This window comes from Serratia sp. KH_031 (assembly GCF_057839655.1).
In genome coordinates this window covers 3,227,311-3,243,913 of sequence record NZ_CM174496.1, presented here as the reverse complement: position 1 = coordinate 3,243,913, position 16,603 = coordinate 3,227,311, and the positions used below count along the sequence as shown (strand labels likewise).

Genomic DNA, 16,603 nt, shown 5'->3' with positions numbered 1-16,603 from the left:
TTTATGTTAACTAAGAAAAGATGGGCAATATTCAGCTTGCTGGTGCTTTGCGGAGGGACGATCTATAAGCTGCCTTCTCTGAAAGATGCTTTTTATATTCCGATGCAGGAGTATTTCCATTTAACCAACGGACAGATCGGTAATGCCATGTCGGTAAACTCGATCATTACCACCATTGGTTTCTTTTTGTCGATTTACTTCTCCGATAAGCTTCCACGACGTTTCACTATGTCGTTTTCATTAATCGCCACGGGTTGTTTAGGGTTATATCTTGCGACCATGCCCGGCTATTGGGGAATACTGTTTGTTTGGGCATTATTCGGTGTCACCTGCGACATGCTGAACTGGCCGGTATTGCTTAAATCCGTCAGTTTATTAGGCGACAGCTCGCAACAGGGGCGCTTATTTGGCTTCTTCGAAACCGGGCGCGGCGTGGTGGATACCATTATCGCGTTCTCTTGCTTGGGGTTGTTTGCCTGGTTTGGCGGCGGTTTGGTCGGCTTTAAAATCGGCATCATGTTCTACTCCGCGATCGCCATTCTTGTCGGCATCGTGATTTTCTTCGTATTGCCGCGTGATCCGGTTAATACCGTCAGTGAAGAGAAAAAACCGGCATCACCGGGGATGAATAGCGTTCTTAAGAACAAAACCATTTGGTTGATCGCCTGTAGCGTGTTCTGTGTTTATGCGGTGTATTGCGGCTTGACCTTCTTTATTCCATTCCTGAGCACGGTGTATGCCTTGCCGATTGCGTTGGTCGGGGCTTACGGCATCATTAACCAATACTGCCTGAAAATGGTCGGCGGCCCGATTGGCGGTTTAATCGCTGACCGCGTATTGAAATCCCCCAGTCGTTATTTGTTCTACACCTTCATCCTGAGTGTGGTGGTGTTAGCAATATTGATGGTGTTACCGCACGATAAAATGCCGGTATATTTGGGTATGGTTTGTACTTTAGGTTTTGGTGCGATCATTTTCACCCAACGGGCGGTATTCTTTGCACCGATTGGCGAAGCGAAAATTGATGAAAACCAAACCGGTGCGGCGATGGCATTGGGGAGTTTTATTGGTTATGCCCCGGCGATGTTCTGTTACAGCCTGTACGGTCATTTGCTGGATGCTTATCCGGGTATGGTCGGCTATAAAATCGTCTTTGGCATCATGGCACTATTTGCCTGTGCGGGCGTGGCGGTTTCTGGTTTGCTGGTGAAGAATATCCGCGCGACGGCAGAAAAGCCGGTTGCGGTGATGGAATAATAATCATCTTATTAGCCGATATACCCGTCATACTTGAAGCTGCATCTTTGTTGGCTACGCTCACGCACCCCAGTCACTTACTGGAGTAAGCTCCTGGGGATTATGAGCTGAAGCTCACCCTACGGGCCAACGCAAGCGTTGTTCAAATGGGTCTGACGACCCATTTGTCATTCGCTTGCCGCCTCAATGCAACTCCAATTATTTAGGGTATAAATAACCATGTAATAAACAATGCTATTCAAGGGGGCGCTTTTTAGCGCCTTTGCTGTTTAAAATATCAGCAAAAACTCCCGCGAATTTTTACCCCCGTTATGGCATAATGCACGCCAAATCACATTCCCCCATGAAATAAAGAGCGAGCGCTGTGTTAAGCACTAACAACATCACAATATTGTTTCATATGTAAAAATAATATCTACTATGGAAACTGTATTACTGATGATTTTTAAGGTAAAAAGATACATTCATTCTTCCTCTGGTGCTATATGGATCTGTTTAAATTTTGGTCTAATGCAGTTTATGATGATTAAAATGGCTATATTCATCAAGACGATGTTGTAGTTTTGGATGAGTTAAGCAAGCTAGTAGATGGAAGTATTGATAGAACATTCCCACCAGGGCCATTTTTTGGCCCTTTGAAGACGGCGAAAATAGTTCTTTGCTATGCAAATCCTGGCATCGATGAACCATCTATTCAAGGTGTAAATGCTGAGGGGAGCCGAGTTGTTTTATTAAATCAGTTAACGGGGATAGAACCTTATCCCTACCAGTTGGAAGGATGGAGACAATGGTTTTCCAAACGCGCTAATAGTTTGTTTGATGGTGATATCAGTTTAGCCTCGGAATCTATCGCTGTGTTCAATCTGCTCCCTTACGCATCTAAGAACATGGATAAGCTCGAACGGGTTGTCAATTGCTTACCCAGTGTTTGGATGGCACAGAATCACCTAAGAACGGTTCTGATACCCAAGGCAAAACGGAAGGAGATACTTTTGATCATGTGCCGTTCTAAACACCTTTGGGGGCTGAAAACATCTTTAGGTTACGAGAATATACTAATAAATGGTGTTCGTTCAGGTTTCACTCAAGAGGTTAAAAAAAAGGTACACAATTTGATAACTCTGTTAATTTAAATATCTATTCTACTGTTTATTAGAATGACTATAAATTATGCCAACTTAGATATGTATATTTGATAAATTAACTCCAAGGGATAAATGTTCTGATAAGTTAGCATTTACGGATAAGAGCGAAAAGATAAAATAATTCGTTTTACAAAACTAACGAAGGGGTATTTATTTTTCATGGTTATACTTTACAATTTAATGAATGCATGAGTGTTTTATGGTTTTGATATGGAAAAATCATGATTAGAGATGATTCTTAATCATGAAGATTGTTCATTAATTGGTTTATTATATTTTGTGGTGAAAGGTCAAAAATAAAAAAAACTGATACAATCGAGTTATCTGCTTCCGAGTATAGCGTGTTGTCAAAGTTAAATAAAAGTATCCGCATCCCCTACTGACCAAGTCGAAATGTTTATCAGTGGGGTAAAGGCCGTTCTGGGATTATCTCCCGCTACGGCCTCTTTCTAATAATGCTATTGTGTGAATCTCTATATTAATCTTTTATTTTTTCTTCAATTTCTTTGTTCAAACCATGTAAATTTTTATGTCCAGTTCCTTTAGGCTGTACCTGTCCTTTTTGGAGTTTACTTATTCTATCCCCTCTTTCTGAGATGATTATGTCATCGTTAAGAGATTTTTCAATTAGGGCATACATAGCGTTAAATGCTTTTGTATTTTTTGACTCTCTTAGTTCCTCCAAAAGCTTACTTAATTGTAGGAAATCATTAATTAAGCTAACGCCAGATTTTTGATCATAAAACTCCTCATGACGTTTTAGCATTTTTGCGATTTTTTTCTGTTTTTCATTAGACATTTTAATTACCTAATAGTAATTTACTTTTTTTAGTGAAAATAACCGCCTAGATTTAGGCTTCTAAAATTCTCGTAGATGTTGGTGGCAATTAAAGAACCAATTACACCGAGAAATATCACTGTAAAAGATGAGATGGTTAGTGATATTATCGGATGTATCTTAATGAAATCTAACCATCTGTAATATAATGTTTTTTTGACCATTTTCAATTCCGACCTGACTTTCTCAATCACATTATTCGGAACCATTCCATTAGTTAACGTATGTTCACACTCTCTACATACAATCGGCTTGTTGCATGATTCAATAAGGTCTGATTTTATTCCATTCATATCGAACAAACACCCTTTGGTTTCGTCATGAGTAAATCCAGGTGTTTCTCCATAATCGGGAATTCGACGTCCAGACCTCATGTAAACTAATGAGTATGCATATAGAATTCTGTAAACTACATTTTCCAGAGGGATATTATCATAAAGTAGATAATCTTTTATTTCATGGAAGGTAAATATAACCTTATTATTCCCAAGCCTGCGAGAGTACCAGTTATCCTCTAAAGGCACGTTTGTTAGTACCACTAAAAAGTTAGCATCACCTATATCTGGGATTTGCTGAACTATCAAATTATCAGAATATGCCCAAGCGTAATCAATATCTGAATCACAATTTAAATTGTGATAGTCAATACTAGATATTTCGAATAATTTAGATTTCCAATCCTGTACTTTTTTTATATTAAACCTTGCTGGAATATATCCCAATGTAACTATTTTTATTTTAAGCTTTGTCATCATTCTATCCTGCTTTTGGGGTTGAATTATGACCGCGAAGCGGTTCAAGGTATATTTATCAGCAAAGTCATTAGCAACTTCTATCCGCCATATTTTGAAGTGAAGCACTTTCCTGAAGTATTAGACGAATGCTTTTTACACAGCCGTTTGTCGAGTTGGTTCTTTCACAAGTAGTCTGGATATTCAACTCGTGCATGGTTCGGCCAAAGTTTACATATCCATCGCCACGATTTTAGCCTAATTCGTTTTTTAAATATCATCAATTAACCCTATTTTACTATTTTCTGCCCCCGTAGTACTAAAGTGCTCAACAACGAAGACATTTTCTAGTTCTTTTATTTCTGAAGGAATGTCATTATCGACGATGATAATTTGGCAGGATACATCATCTTCTATTGCAGACTCGCAAATTTTGATCATCTCTAAATAAATATTTTTATATTTTTCAGGATCAGTGATCCCATCATCTAACTCATCATCAATAAAGTTTTCTGAGTTATTTGAATCGATTTTACCTAGGTATTTACCAACGGTATCTATCATGATGAAATTAGGGTAATTCAATTTCTTATTCAAACCTAAGCTAATTATACTTAAATAATAACCTATTGATATTATAGTGCGTAATCCGCCAGATGTAATTGAACTATAGTCTCGAGATCTAACTATAGGCAAAAATGTTTTATTGCTTATAGAGATGTCTTTTCTATTTTTAATATTGATGCCTTTCAGGTACAACTGAAGGTAATTGGACATTTCTGTAAAGATCGTATTGATATCTGGTGTGTTTTTCTTCAACTCAACAAGGTTTGCTTCAAGAGTTACTAAGCTAGCCTCGTATTGAGCAATTTTCTCAATGACTTTACTTAGTTGATTTCTTAATTTTAAAGAAGATACTAGGCTTTTCCTTTTCTCTTCACTTAAATTTAACTCCTTTAGCAAGGCATCCCTTTGCGTTAAAAATGGAGTTACCATGTTATCATTTTCTTCATCAATCATAGATCTTATTTTATCTAACGTGGCTTCTTGCTCCATAAAATCATTGATCTTTATTTTATGTTCAGACTGTGACTGTTTAATTAGCGATTGAATATCTTTTTTTCTTGATTGTAATGAATGTATTTCTTTTGAAAGGTGCTCTGATGGAATTAGTGAAAAATTTGATTTTGAAATGTCTATAGTGATTAAGTTATCACAAATGGGACACGGTGATGACTCGATATTTTCCTGACCCATACGACTTTGAGACATTATGACACTAGATATTTTATCTATATCATTATCATAGTCATTAAGTAATCTTGAATAGTTTTCAATTTTAGTTGCCAGTTCATTAATTTCAAGATCGATTCTTTTGGTAATTAAAGTCTCCTCTTTAAAAATTGACTTCAACTCTTGATAATTTTCTGAATTAGCCGTCATGCTGACGTTTATTTTTTCTATTTCAACAGATAACTCATCTATGCTTTCGTCAATGAAACTTATCTCATTATCGATCTCATTTATATTCTTTACATTAGAGTCATGAAGAAATTTTGATATAATGGCATGTTCTTTTAATAAGTTATCTTTGTTTTTTATAATATTTGATATTTCAACAGAGAGTTCAGATATTGATGAATCTAGAGTGTTTGTTATATATTTAAATGTTTCTTTTATTATTGTTGATTTAATCCAGTTTGAGTTTTCTAATAGGTTTTTACTCCCCACACTGTCTTGGTCTAGATAGCAGAATTTGAATATATTCCTAAAGCTAATTTTTTGAAAGTCAGAGTTTGCTTTGGATGGTGAGGTTTTTATTTTTAGCTTTGGATATGATAGTAGTTCTAAAATGAAATCTGATATGTAATCCAAGCCGTTATTATTAATTGCAGATGTTGGGTTGAATTTATCAGGGTAAAAATTAGAACAACCTTCAAATTTGCATGGGTATACTTCTATTGGGTTGTTTTTATTAAAAATATCTCTTTTAAAAGTATAAGTGCTTCCGTTTATAATATACTCGGCTGATACATATAGTGCTGAGCTATTGATCTCATCAGCTAAATCAATATTTTTTGAACCTAAAGTGTAATTAATTAACTCTAAAATAGTTGATTTACCAGTATCTGAATCACCGTATATGATGTTTAAACCATTATGAAATGTTGTAACATAATTTTTCCTAATTCCAACGATAATGAGACGCAATATTCTTAAATTAGTATTCATTCTTTACCTGCCAATAATGAATTAATAGATTTAATAGATTTTTGGGTTGACTGAGATGCTAATGGTTTTATTTTTTTTGATAATGTTGTAATTGTATGAATATAGCTTGAATCAATTGACTTCAAAAAATCATCTCCTTTCGGTGTGATGAGGTATTTTATTTCATTAGAAGAATCACTCACAACATCTAAGAAACCAAAATAAGCTAAACTTTTAATTACTACTTTTAATTTATCTCTAGAATAAAGTATGTCAACATTAACTGATTGACTTTCTACGGTGTAAGTTATTTTAGAATCTATAAAAATCTCTTCCTTGTCATTAGAACGCAATACCTTGTTTATTTTAGATGGGTTTTTAATTAGATAAAATAAGCATTGAATTTTTTCAAAGTTTAATATTGGTGTCGAGTTTCTATTTTTTCCAAGAGTTGACAAAATAACCATTAAGATTAACATGTTAATCTCCAATGTATCGTCCACGCTTATATATGGTAATTTATTCATTTTTTTCTTCCTTGAGACTTTTTAACGAGTCTTGATCAAAAGAATCAGTCCATATAACTTTATCATCGAGACAATTTGCTAGTTGATGTAGCATACCTGACTTGTGTGTTGTCGATAAGTTATGTAATCTGCTTTTTAAATGAATGTCATTCTTTTCCATGATTTTAGAATGTACGCTGTAAAGTAATTGCTCAGAGCTCATTGCACCTTTTTGACAAAGAAAGTATTGATACTCTATTTGATATATTTCATTAACTCTATCGTACAAATATTTTAAATCTTTTTTGTCTTCATCGCTGGTAAACAATTTCCTTGCTCTTTCAGCATTGTAAAAATATTCTTTTGCTTGACCGGTAATTCGATCATGAACATCAGCTATTACCAATTTCAATACGAAATACTCGTCTTTATACATTTCTTTGTCAGTCAGGTTCTGTATGTCTAATGTTTCTTTCTCTTTGGTTTTGTTATTTATTTCCATTACATACTTTAGAATTGACTTATATGATAGAGTGTCTCTATCTGTTGGTTTGCATATGCTGAGGTGTCCTTCGTCTAACGCTAAATAATTATCTCTATCATTACTATGTATAGCTATTGCGCTTTGTTTCGTGACGACATCATCATAAGAGCCATAAAGATACCTATCAAGAGGTCTAAACGGTAAACCCATCCATTCGCGATTTAGTTTATCTATTTCACTACTTAATACCGATAAATCCTTTAATTGTGCGTGACTACTTATAAAGGATGCATAATTTGCTATGGCTGAACCTGAATGAGGCACTGCTATTGAAATGAAACCAACAATATTTGTGGATAAATTCTTAGTAATTTGCTTTATAATACATGACTTGCTAATTAATCCTCCCATACTATGGGCTAAGATTATTACTTTTTTGTAATTGCCAAATTCAACAACAAAGTTTGTTTGTAGAAGTTCAGATATCTCATCAATAGGTAGATTTTTTTCTGTTTTATTTTTTAATCTAAATATGCGTTGCATCAAATTTGATGCACCACTAAGCTTTCTATTCCATGTGGAATAATAATCAAAGCAAACTATATCAAACTTATCTACTAGTTCAGGATCTTCAGCTATCAGCTGTGGAAAGGATATACCTGACGGAGAGTTCCACGTTCCTTCACCTCCCATCAGCCCATGAACGAACAATAATAAAGTATCGGAAGTTCCTTTTTTAGTCCAACGAAGCATATGTTAGCATCCATTTGTTCTGTTATTAAATATTAGTCAGCTAATCATTTTACAGATATCAATCTAGCTGGTTTTTATTAAGATAATATAAACTAATGGTAACTATTTCAATCAAATAAGATACTAATATTTACACGTAGGCGAGAAAAGTCACATCTATGACTTTTAGCATCAACTTACTGAATAATCACATATTACTCTGCTCATGTAGGTATATGTCTAGCGTGCATCTTGTGGTGACCTATGTTCCTGTGTATTTCTAAGCTAGATAGCCAAGCTCATCAGAAGCTCATTTTTATGTGCACACTTTATTGCTAGCAATGTTAATTATTTCAACTTTATGTTTTCGGTCTAGATGATGGAAAATAAGTATCATTTGAGCCATCAAATCGTCTTTTGTATAAAAGTAACTCTCTGGAATTTCAAGCACTTTCGCCAGACTACATGCCATTTCAAAGTCAGGAGTGTGTTTTCCTTTCTCATACTGATTCATCCTGGCACTGGCAGATGCCTCATCAATGCCAGCAAGTATCCCAAGTTTCTCCTGCGAGATACCTGCTTTAAGACGAGCTTCTTTTAACCGTTTTGTCAGCATACCAACCTCAACCAAAAAAAGTACTGGCTAAGATTTTCTTAGTTATTAGTGTTGTTTTTACTAAGTATTGCTTAGTTTTAATGTGGAGTGCATTGGTAAAACCGGAACGCACCGTGCCATTCCTTTGAGGTGAGTCCTATGCACTACTCTCCAACGATCGATGAAATCGATCGTGTAGATCTTAATAACTTGTTTTCGCCCTGAAAAGCATGTCGATATGATGAGTAAGATATGCCTGCATTATCGCCAATGGCTGGCTCTGGAGTCATGCACTCAAGCAGTCGTCCCTCTTGCTCCTACGTACTGGCCACTAAAGAGTTTCGTTTGACAATCGTTTAACTAAAAACATGATCCGGCAGTAATCTGGCCATTCTTCAATGGCGGCAAGCATATCAACCAGAGATGCGTGTTCACCTTTCCGGAAGGTGCTGATACCAAAGCCTTGGAAGTTTTTTCTGGAGAGTTTAAGTCCATTTTTGATGGCGTATTCTTCCGCCATTTCAGTCTACCTGCGCAGACTGTCGCCGAGTTCTTGTCGCTTGCTTGAAAAATGAACATAACTGTAGGCGATCTCTTTTCCCCGTTATGGCATAATGCGCGCCAAATCACATTCCCCCATGAAATAAAGAGCGAGCGCTGTGTTAAGCACTAACAACATTACTATGCAGTTTGGCAGTAAGCCGCTGTTTGAAAACATCTCTGTAAAATTCGGCGGCGGTAACCGTTATGGTTTGATCGGTGCCAACGGCTGCGGCAAATCCACCTTCATGAAAATCTTAGGTGGCGATCTGGTGCCGAGCGGCGGTAACGTGTTCCTCGATCCGAACGAGCGTCTGGGTAAACTGCGTCAGGATCAGTTCGCTTTTGAACAGTTCAGCGTGCTGGATACTGTCATCATGGGCCACACCGAGCTGTGGGCGGTGAAGGAAGAACGTGACCGCATCTACGCGATGGCGGAGATGAGCGAAGAAGACGGCTACAAAGTGGCCGATCTGGAAGTCGCTTACGGCGAAATGGACGGCTATACCGCAGAAGCACGTGCGGGTGAATTGTTGCTCGGCGTGGGTATTCCGGTAGAGCAGCACTACGGCCCGATGAGCGAGATCGCTCCCGGTTTCAAACTGCGTGTGTTGCTGGCGCAGGCGTTGTTCTCTGACCCCGAAATTCTGTTGCTCGACGAACCAACGAATAACCTGGATATCGATACCATTCGTTGGCTGGAGCAGGTGCTGAACGAGCGTAACAGCACCATGATCATCATTTCGCACGACCGTCACTTCCTGAACATGGTATGTACGCACATGGCGGATCTGGATTACGGCGAACTGCGCGTGTATCCGGGTAACTACGATGAATACATGACTGCGGCGACGCAGGCGCGTGAGCGTCTGTTGGCAGATAACGCCAAGAAGAAAGCGCAGATCAACGAACTGCAATCGTTCGTGAGCCGCTTTAGCGCCAACGCCTCTAAATCCAAACAGGCGACCTCACGTGCTCGTCAGATTGACAAGATCCAATTGGATGAAGTGAAAGCATCTAGCCGCCAGAACCCGTTCATCCGTTTCGAACAGGACAAAAAACTGTTCCGTAACGCATTGGAAGTAGAAGCGCTGACTAAAGGTTTCGACAATGGCCCACTGTTCAGCAAACTGAACTTGATGGTCGAAGTGGGTGAGAAGGTCGCGATTCTGGGTGCTAACGGTATCGGTAAATCTACCTTGCTGAAAACGCTGGTGGGTGATGTTGAGCCAGATAACGGCACGGTGAAGTGGTCTGAAAACTCACGCATTGGTTACTACGCGCAGGATCACGAATACGAATTCGACGATACCCTGACCGTATTCGACTGGATGAGCCAGTGGAAGCAGGAGAAAGACGACGAGCAGGCAGTGCGCAGCGTGCTGGGTCGTTTGCTGTTCAGCCAAGACGACATCAAGAAGAAAGTGAAGGTGCTGTCCGGTGGTGAAAAAGGCCGTATGCTGTTCGGTAAACTGATGATGCAACGTCCAAATATCCTGATTATGGATGAACCCACCAACCATTTGGATATGGAATCGATCGAGTCGCTGAATATGGCGTTGGAAATGTACGAAGGAACCTTGATCTTCGTTTCCCACGACCGTGAATTCGTTAGCTCGCTGGCATCACGTATTCTGGAAATCACCCCGAACAAGGTGATCGACTTTACCGGCAACTACGAAGATTATCTGCGTAGCCAAGGCATCAATAACTAATATCGTTTTGCTCTAATGAAAGCGGGAACTGATCCCGCTTTTTTTACGTCTGTTATTCCCCGCCACACACTTCACAGTGGGGATCTTTCGGCAATTTCATTTCGCGAAATTGCATGGTCATGGCATCAAACATCAAGAGTTTGCCGATCAGCGGTTGACCATAATTGGCTAACAGCTTGATCGCTTCCATTGCTTGTAACGTGCCGATAGTGCCCACCAACGGTGCCATCACACCCGCTTCCACGCAGGTGAGGGCGTTCTCGCCGAACAAACGGCTCAGGCAGCGGTAGCAGGGTTGTTCTGGTTGATAGGTGAACACGCTTATCTGGCCTTCCATGCGGATCGCTGCGCCGGAAACTAACGGTTTGCGCTGTGCGTGACACAGGCGATTGAGTTGGTCGCGTATCGCCACGTTGTCGGTACAATCCAGCACCAAGTCATGAGCCGCAAGCTGTTCTGCCATCTGTGGTTCATCCAATTGCGTATCGAGGATTTCGATAGTGATATGTGGATTAATGGCGTTCAGTTCGAGACGTGCAGATTCCACTTTCGCCATACCGATACGGGCATCGCGATGCAGGATCTGGCGTTGCAGATTGGAGAGGGAAACGGTGTCGAAATCAACCAACGTCAAATGCCCGACGCCTGCTGCGGCCAGATAGGGCGCCGCGGCGCAGCCCAAACCGCCCAGCCCGACAATCAAAACTCGCGCCGCTTTTAGCTTTTCTTGACCGTCGAAGTCAAAACCGCGCAGGATGATTTGGCGGTTATAACGCAGTGCTTCAGCGTCGGTTAATTCCGGCAACATGATTTAGCCCCCTAACAACGCATTGAACGGTTCGATCTCTACCCATTCACCGCTCGCCACGAAGCCGCGATCGCGTTCCAACACAATGAAGCAGTTGCCTTGGCTGTAAGAGCTAAAGACATGTGAGCCTTGGTGGCCGGTGGTACGAACTTCTAATTCGCCAGCGGCATTGCTGCTGAAAATGCCACGTTGGAAATCGAGACGACCGGGGGATTTTTTCAACGGCGTAACGGCGCGAGCACGCAGACGCGGCGGTAATTGCCAACTGCTGTGGCCCGCCAGTTTTGCCAGTAACGGTTGCACCAGTTGGTAGAACGTCAGCGCAGCGGAAACCGGGTTGCCCGGCAGCCCACAGAACCAAGCGTGTTGCAGTTTGCCGAAAGCGAAAGGTTTACCGGGTTTAATGGCGAGCTTCCAAAAACCGACTTCGCCCAGTTCATCCAGCATTTGTTTGGTGTAATCCGCTTCACCGACGGAAACGCCGCCGCTGCTGATAACTACATCTGCTTGGCGATCGGCCTGTTCAAAGGCGGCGCGTAGAGCATCCTGATCGTCACGGATAATGCCCAAATCAAGCACTTCACAGCCCATTTGTTCAAGCATCAGACGCACGGCAAAGCGGTTGGTATCGTAAATTTGACCGTCTTGCAGCGGTTGACCGACCGGTTGTAATTCGTCACCGGTGGAGAATACCGCGACCTTCAGCTTACGCATCACCGTCACTTCGGCAACACCGAGTGAAGCCAACAATGGCAATTGTGCGGCACCGAGTCGGATACCTGCGGCCAGTACGTTGGCACCTTGCTGGATATCTTCTCCGGCTAAACGAATGTTTTGCCCGTTGTTAACTTCAGCGGTAAAACGCACGCCTGCATCGCTCACTTCGGCTTGCTCTTGCATGATCACCGCATCGGCACCCGTTGGGATCGGCGCACCGGTCATAATGCGGATGCAGCTATTGGCTGGCCATTCACCGTGAAAAGGTGTGCCAGCAAAGGCTTTGCCTGCAACTGGCAGCGGCGCCTTGTTGGCGAGTTCGGCACAGCGTACCGCATAACCGTCCATCGCCGAATTGGCGAACGGCGGCACGTCGATGGGGGAGATCACCGGCGCGGCAGTAATACGGCCAGCGGCATCGGTAAGGGCAATGGATTCGGTCTGTTGCAGTGGTGATACCTGAGTCAGCATCTTCTCTAACGCTTGCTCAAGGGAAATCAGATCGGAAGTGTGGCAATGATCCATAGAGGGAACTCCATAATCAGGGGCGCGCAATAAACGGCAAAGTGTGGCTATTATACCTTATTAGAAGAGAGACAAGGATAACGGTAATGCCTAAACAGATACTGGATTTTTGGTTCGAAGAAATCGATCAGAACCTGTGGTTCAAGAAAGACGAAGCCTTCGATCGTCAACTACATCAACGCTTTGGTAAACTCTGGCAGCAGGCAGCTTTGGGGGAGTTGGCACATTGGCGCGACACCATCGAAGGGCGTTTAGCAGAAATCATCGTGCTCGATCAGTTTAGCCGCAATATGTTCCGTGACACACCTCAAGCATTTGCCTGTGATTGCATGGCATTAGTCTTGTCACAAGAGGCGATCCGTACCGGCCAATGTGGACGACTGAGCCCTGCACAGCGCGGTTTTATCTATATGCCATTTATGCATTCCGAATCGCGCTATATTCACCAACAGGCGTTGGAATTATTCACTGAATTAAATCACAGTAACCAGCTGGAATATGAAGTTCGTCACAAAGAGATTATCGATCGTTTTGGTCGTTACCCGCATCGTAATGCGATATTAGGGCGTGTTTCTACCCCAGAGGAGGCAGCATTTTTATTAAAACCAGGTTCGGGGTTTTAAATGTGATGTTGTTATTTATTGACAGTCTAATATGCTGTTTTTATTCCATAAAAATATTCCATCTAACTAAATAGTCTATACCCAAAATAATTGGAGTTGCATCGAGGCGGCAATTGAGAGAATCCCGATGAGCTTACGCTAGTAAGTGATTCGGGTGAGCGAAAGCAGCCAACAAAGATGCAGCTTCAAGTATGACGGCTATAAGGTATTAGGTTTAATTCTTACTCAGTACTTTGTGCTTTACATCCTGTGCTTGGCTAAATATAGTCGAAAAAATAGAATAATTATAAACCACAGGGTACTGACAAATGAGTAAACCAGTAATTGCCATTCATGGCGGTGCGGGAGCCATTACTCGTGCGGCAATGAGCAGGGAAAAGGAACAACATTATATTCAGGCATTGGGCGATATTGTTGCCGCCGGGCAAACGATACTGGCCGCCGGTGGAAGCGCGTTAGATGCGGTGACGGAAGCGGTCAGGCTGTTGGAGGAATGCCCGCTGTTCAACGCCGGCAAAGGCGCGGTGTTTACTCATCAAGGTACCCATGAATTAGATGCTTGCGTGATGGATGGCCGTCACTGTGAGGCCGGGGCAGTCACTTGTGTGAGTCGTATTCGTAATCCAATACTGGCGGCGCGCACGGTGTTGGAAAATAGCCCACATGTCCTGTTTGCCGCCGAAGGTGCAGAGCGTTTTGCCGCAACTCACGGTCTGGAGATGATTGAGCCAGATTTCTTCTTCACTCAAGAACGATTTGATCAACTCAAGCGTGCGCAGGCCGAAGATCTGGGGCGGGTTTTGCTCGATCATGATGGTGCAGCAGCCAGTGGCGATCCCATCGATCCTTCTCGTAAATTCGGTACCGTCGGCGCGGTGGCGCTGGATTCATTGGGCAATCTAGCAGCCGCGACCTCCACCGGTGGCATGACCAACAAACAAGCTGGTCGCGTGGGTGATACACCAATCATCGGCGCGGGCTGTTATGCCAATAACGCCACCGTGGCGGTGTCCAGCACTGGTACTGGTGAAGTATTTATGCGCGCGTTATCCGCCTACGACGTTTCGGCGTTGATCGAATACGCCGGGCTCAGTTTGCAGCAGGCGAGCGACAAAGTGGTGATGGAAAAACTGGCGGCGCTGGGTGGCAGTGGTGGCCTGATCGCTATTGATCGTTTCGGCAATGTGGCGTTGCCATTCAATAGCGAAGGTATGTATCGCGGCTTTGGCTACGTCGGCGATGCGCCTACCGTTGGCATTTATCGCACATGAGTAACGATTTGATCCTGCCAGAGAAAACCGTGCTGTCGGTGCGCGATCTGAGTATCAACTTCGTGCAGGAAAACGAAACCGTCACCGCGGTGCAGCAATTGGCTTTTTCGGTCGATCGCGGCGAAACCTTGGCGATCGTCGGGGAGTCCGGTTCGGGCAAGTCGGTGACTTCATTGGCGTTGATGCGTCTGGTGGAACAGGGCGGTGGGCAGATTGTCAGCGGTGAAATGACTTTCCGCCGCCGCAATGGTTCGGTGCTCGATCTGGCGCAGGCCAAGCAAAGTACCTTGCGTACCGTGCGCGGTGCCGATATGGCGATGATTTTCCAAGAGCCGATGACCTCGCTCAATCCGGTATTCCCGGTGGGAGAACAGATCGCCGAATCTCTGCGTTTACATCAGGGGTTGGATCACCGCAGTGCGCGGCAGGAAGCGCTGCGGATGCTGGATCTGGTGCGTATTCCCGAAGCTAAAAACGTGTTAAATCGTTTTCCCCATCAGCTTTCTGGCGGTATGCGTCAGCGGGTGATGATTGCGATGGCGCTGTCGTGCAAACCGGCATTACTGATTGCCGATGAACCGACCACTGCGTTAGACGTCACTATCCAGGCGCAAATCCTGCAACTCATTCGCGTGTTGCAACAGGAAATGCAGATGGGGGTGATTTTCATCACTCACGATATGGGCGTGGTCGCGGAAATTGCCGATCGAGTGCTGGTGATGCATCAAGGGAACAAGGTTGAAGAAGGTGCGGTGCGTCAACTGTTTGCTTTTCCGCAACAACCCTATACCCAAACGCTGTTGGCGGCGGTGCCAAGATTGGGAGCGATGATTGATAAAAGCTTCCCGGCCAAGTTTCCACTGCCGGGCAGTGAAGCCGATGATTTACCGCAAGACACCATTCCGCCTGAAGCTACGCCGATCCTGCAAGTCGAAAATCTGGTGACGCGCTTTGATCTGCGCAGCGGCATTTTCAACCGCGTGACGCGGCGAGTGCATGCGGTAGAAAACGTCAGTTTTGATCTCTATCCCGGTGAAACACTGGGGCTGGTGGGCGAATCTGGCTGCGGTAAATCGACCACTGGTCGTTCACTGTTGAAACTGGTGGACAGTCAGCACGGCACCATCACGTTCAACGGCCAGAAAATCAATCAGTTACAAGGTGCGGCACTGCAACATCTGCGGCGCGACATCCAGTTTATCTTCCAAGACCCTTATGCCTCGCTCGATCCGCGTTTGACGGTCGGTTTCTCAATTATGGAGCCGCTGTTGGTGCATAACGTAGCGCGTGGTAAAGCGGCGGAGGAGCGAGTGGCGTGGCTGCTGGAGCGGGTTGGCCTGCGGCCGGAACATGCCCGCCGTTATCCGCATGAGTTCTCTGGCGGACAACGCCAGCGTATCTGCATCGCACGCGCTTTGGCGTTGAACCCGAAAGTGGTGATTGCCGATGAATCGGTTTCGGCACTGGACGTGTCAATTCAGGCGCAAATCATCAATCTGCTGCTCGATCTGCAACGTGAATTCGGTATCGCTTTCCTGTTTATCTCGCACGATATGGCGGTGGTCGAACGCATCAGCCATCGGGTGGCGGTGATGTATTTGGGGCAGATTGTTGAGATCGGCCCGCGTCAGGCGGTGTTCGGTAATCCGCAACATGCTTATACCCGCAAATTGATGGCGGCGGTGCCCGTCGCCGATCCCGCTCATGAGTATAAACGTCAGCCGTTGCTGGTGGATGAAATCCCTAGCCCGATCCGGGCATTGGGCGATGAACCTGTTACCGCACCGTTGGTACAAGTTGGCGTGGGGCACTTTGTCGCCCGCCATCCGATTGCCGGTGCTTTTTGAACCGCATACCCGATGGATTTCAAGTTGCATCTAGGCGGCAAGGTTGTGAATCCCTAGG

General features: G+C 43.4%; 15 protein-coding genes. 6 read left to right on the top strand and 9 right to left on the bottom strand.

Going from position 1 to position 16,603, the window contains the following annotated elements; all coding sequences use genetic code 11:
* Positions 1 to 3: 3 nt before the first annotated feature.
* Positions 4 to 1,257: an MFS transporter gene (locus AC3ISQ_RS14665; RefSeq protein ID WP_489347640.1), complete on the top strand. Its 1,254-nt coding sequence runs from the start codon at positions 4 to 6 to the stop codon at positions 1,255 to 1,257.
* A 563-nt stretch (positions 1,258 to 1,820) separates the two neighbouring features.
* Complete coding sequence (locus tag AC3ISQ_RS14660) at positions 1,821 to 2,390, top strand: hypothetical protein (protein ID WP_489347638.1); 570 nt, start codon at positions 1,821 to 1,823, stop codon at positions 2,388 to 2,390.
* 490 nt (positions 2,391 to 2,880) lie between these two features.
* Here the strand turns inward: AC3ISQ_RS14660 and AC3ISQ_RS14655 are convergent, their stop codons facing one another.
* The 7 genes from AC3ISQ_RS14655 to AC3ISQ_RS14625 form a co-directional block, all read right to left on the bottom strand.
* On the bottom strand, positions 2,881 to 3,201 hold the full coding sequence (locus AC3ISQ_RS14655; protein ID WP_489347636.1) for a hypothetical protein: 321 nt from the start codon (positions 3,199 to 3,201) through the stop codon (positions 2,881 to 2,883).
* 29 nt (positions 3,202 to 3,230) lie between these two features.
* Positions 3,231 to 3,995 (bottom strand): hypothetical protein, encoded by a 765-nt coding sequence (locus AC3ISQ_RS14650; protein ID WP_489347634.1) that lies wholly within the window; start codon positions 3,993 to 3,995, stop codon positions 3,231 to 3,233.
* 246 nt (positions 3,996 to 4,241) lie between these two features.
* Positions 4,242 to 6,203 carry an exonuclease SbcC gene (locus tag AC3ISQ_RS14645; protein WP_489347633.1) on the bottom strand — a complete coding sequence of 654 codons (1,962 nt, stop codon included), beginning with the start codon at positions 6,201 to 6,203 and terminating at the stop codon, positions 4,242 to 4,244.
* Complete coding sequence (locus tag AC3ISQ_RS14640; protein ID WP_489347631.1) at positions 6,200 to 6,709, bottom strand: ABC-three component system middle component 4; 510 nt, start codon at positions 6,707 to 6,709, stop codon at positions 6,200 to 6,202. Before AC3ISQ_RS14640 ends, AC3ISQ_RS14645 begins: the two co-directional genes overlap by 4 nt.
* Positions 6,702 to 7,925, bottom strand: a complete 1,224-nt coding sequence (locus AC3ISQ_RS14635; RefSeq protein WP_489347629.1) for an ABC-three component system protein — start codon at positions 7,923 to 7,925, stop codon at positions 6,702 to 6,704. The genes AC3ISQ_RS14640 and AC3ISQ_RS14635 overlap by 8 nt, the downstream gene beginning before the upstream one ends.
* Before the next feature lie 295 nt (positions 7,926 to 8,220).
* On the bottom strand, positions 8,221 to 8,520 hold the full coding sequence (locus AC3ISQ_RS14630; RefSeq protein ID WP_489347627.1) for a helix-turn-helix domain-containing protein: 300 nt from the start codon (positions 8,518 to 8,520) through the stop codon (positions 8,221 to 8,223).
* 310 nt (positions 8,521 to 8,830) lie between these two features.
* Positions 8,831 to 9,019: a hypothetical protein gene (locus AC3ISQ_RS14625; protein WP_489347625.1), complete on the bottom strand. Its 189-nt coding sequence runs from the start codon at positions 9,017 to 9,019 to the stop codon at positions 8,831 to 8,833.
* Positions 9,020 to 9,158: 139 nt separating this feature from the next.
* On the opposite strand from AC3ISQ_RS14625, the gene AC3ISQ_RS14620 reads away from it, so the two are divergent.
* Positions 9,159 to 10,754, top strand: coding sequence for an ABC-F family ATPase (locus AC3ISQ_RS14620; RefSeq protein WP_489347623.1), 1,596 nt, complete (start codon positions 9,159 to 9,161; stop codon positions 10,752 to 10,754).
* A gap of 52 nt (positions 10,755 to 10,806) precedes the next feature.
* Here AC3ISQ_RS14620 and moeB read toward each other — a convergent pair whose 3' ends face one another.
* The gene (moeB, locus tag AC3ISQ_RS14615) at positions 10,807 to 11,562 is read right to left on the bottom strand and encodes a molybdopterin-synthase adenylyltransferase MoeB (protein ID WP_489347621.1); all 756 of its coding nucleotides are present in this window, start codon (positions 11,560 to 11,562) and stop codon (positions 10,807 to 10,809) included.
* 3 nt (positions 11,563 to 11,565) lie between these two features.
* Positions 11,566 to 12,804 (bottom strand): molybdopterin molybdotransferase MoeA, encoded by a 1,239-nt coding sequence (gene moeA, locus AC3ISQ_RS14610; protein ID WP_489347619.1) that lies wholly within the window; start codon positions 12,802 to 12,804, stop codon positions 11,566 to 11,568.
* An 86-nt stretch (positions 12,805 to 12,890) separates the two neighbouring features.
* On the opposite strand from moeA, the gene AC3ISQ_RS14605 reads away from it, so the two are divergent.
* The 3 genes from AC3ISQ_RS14605 (at position 12,891) to AC3ISQ_RS14595 (ending at position 16,545) form a co-directional block, all read left to right on the top strand.
* Positions 12,891 to 13,427 carry a DUF924 family protein gene (locus AC3ISQ_RS14605; RefSeq protein WP_489347617.1) on the top strand — a complete coding sequence of 179 codons (537 nt, stop codon included), beginning with the start codon at positions 12,891 to 12,893 and terminating at the stop codon, positions 13,425 to 13,427.
* 308 nt (positions 13,428 to 13,735) lie between these two features.
* Positions 13,736 to 14,698, top strand: a complete 963-nt coding sequence (locus tag AC3ISQ_RS14600; RefSeq protein WP_489347615.1) for an isoaspartyl peptidase/L-asparaginase family protein — start codon at positions 13,736 to 13,738, stop codon at positions 14,696 to 14,698.
* Positions 14,695 to 16,545 (top strand): dipeptide ABC transporter ATP-binding protein, encoded by a 1,851-nt coding sequence (locus AC3ISQ_RS14595; protein WP_489347613.1) that lies wholly within the window; start codon positions 14,695 to 14,697, stop codon positions 16,543 to 16,545. Before AC3ISQ_RS14600 ends, AC3ISQ_RS14595 begins: the two co-directional genes overlap by 4 nt.
* Positions 16,546 to 16,603 lie beyond the last annotated feature (58 nt).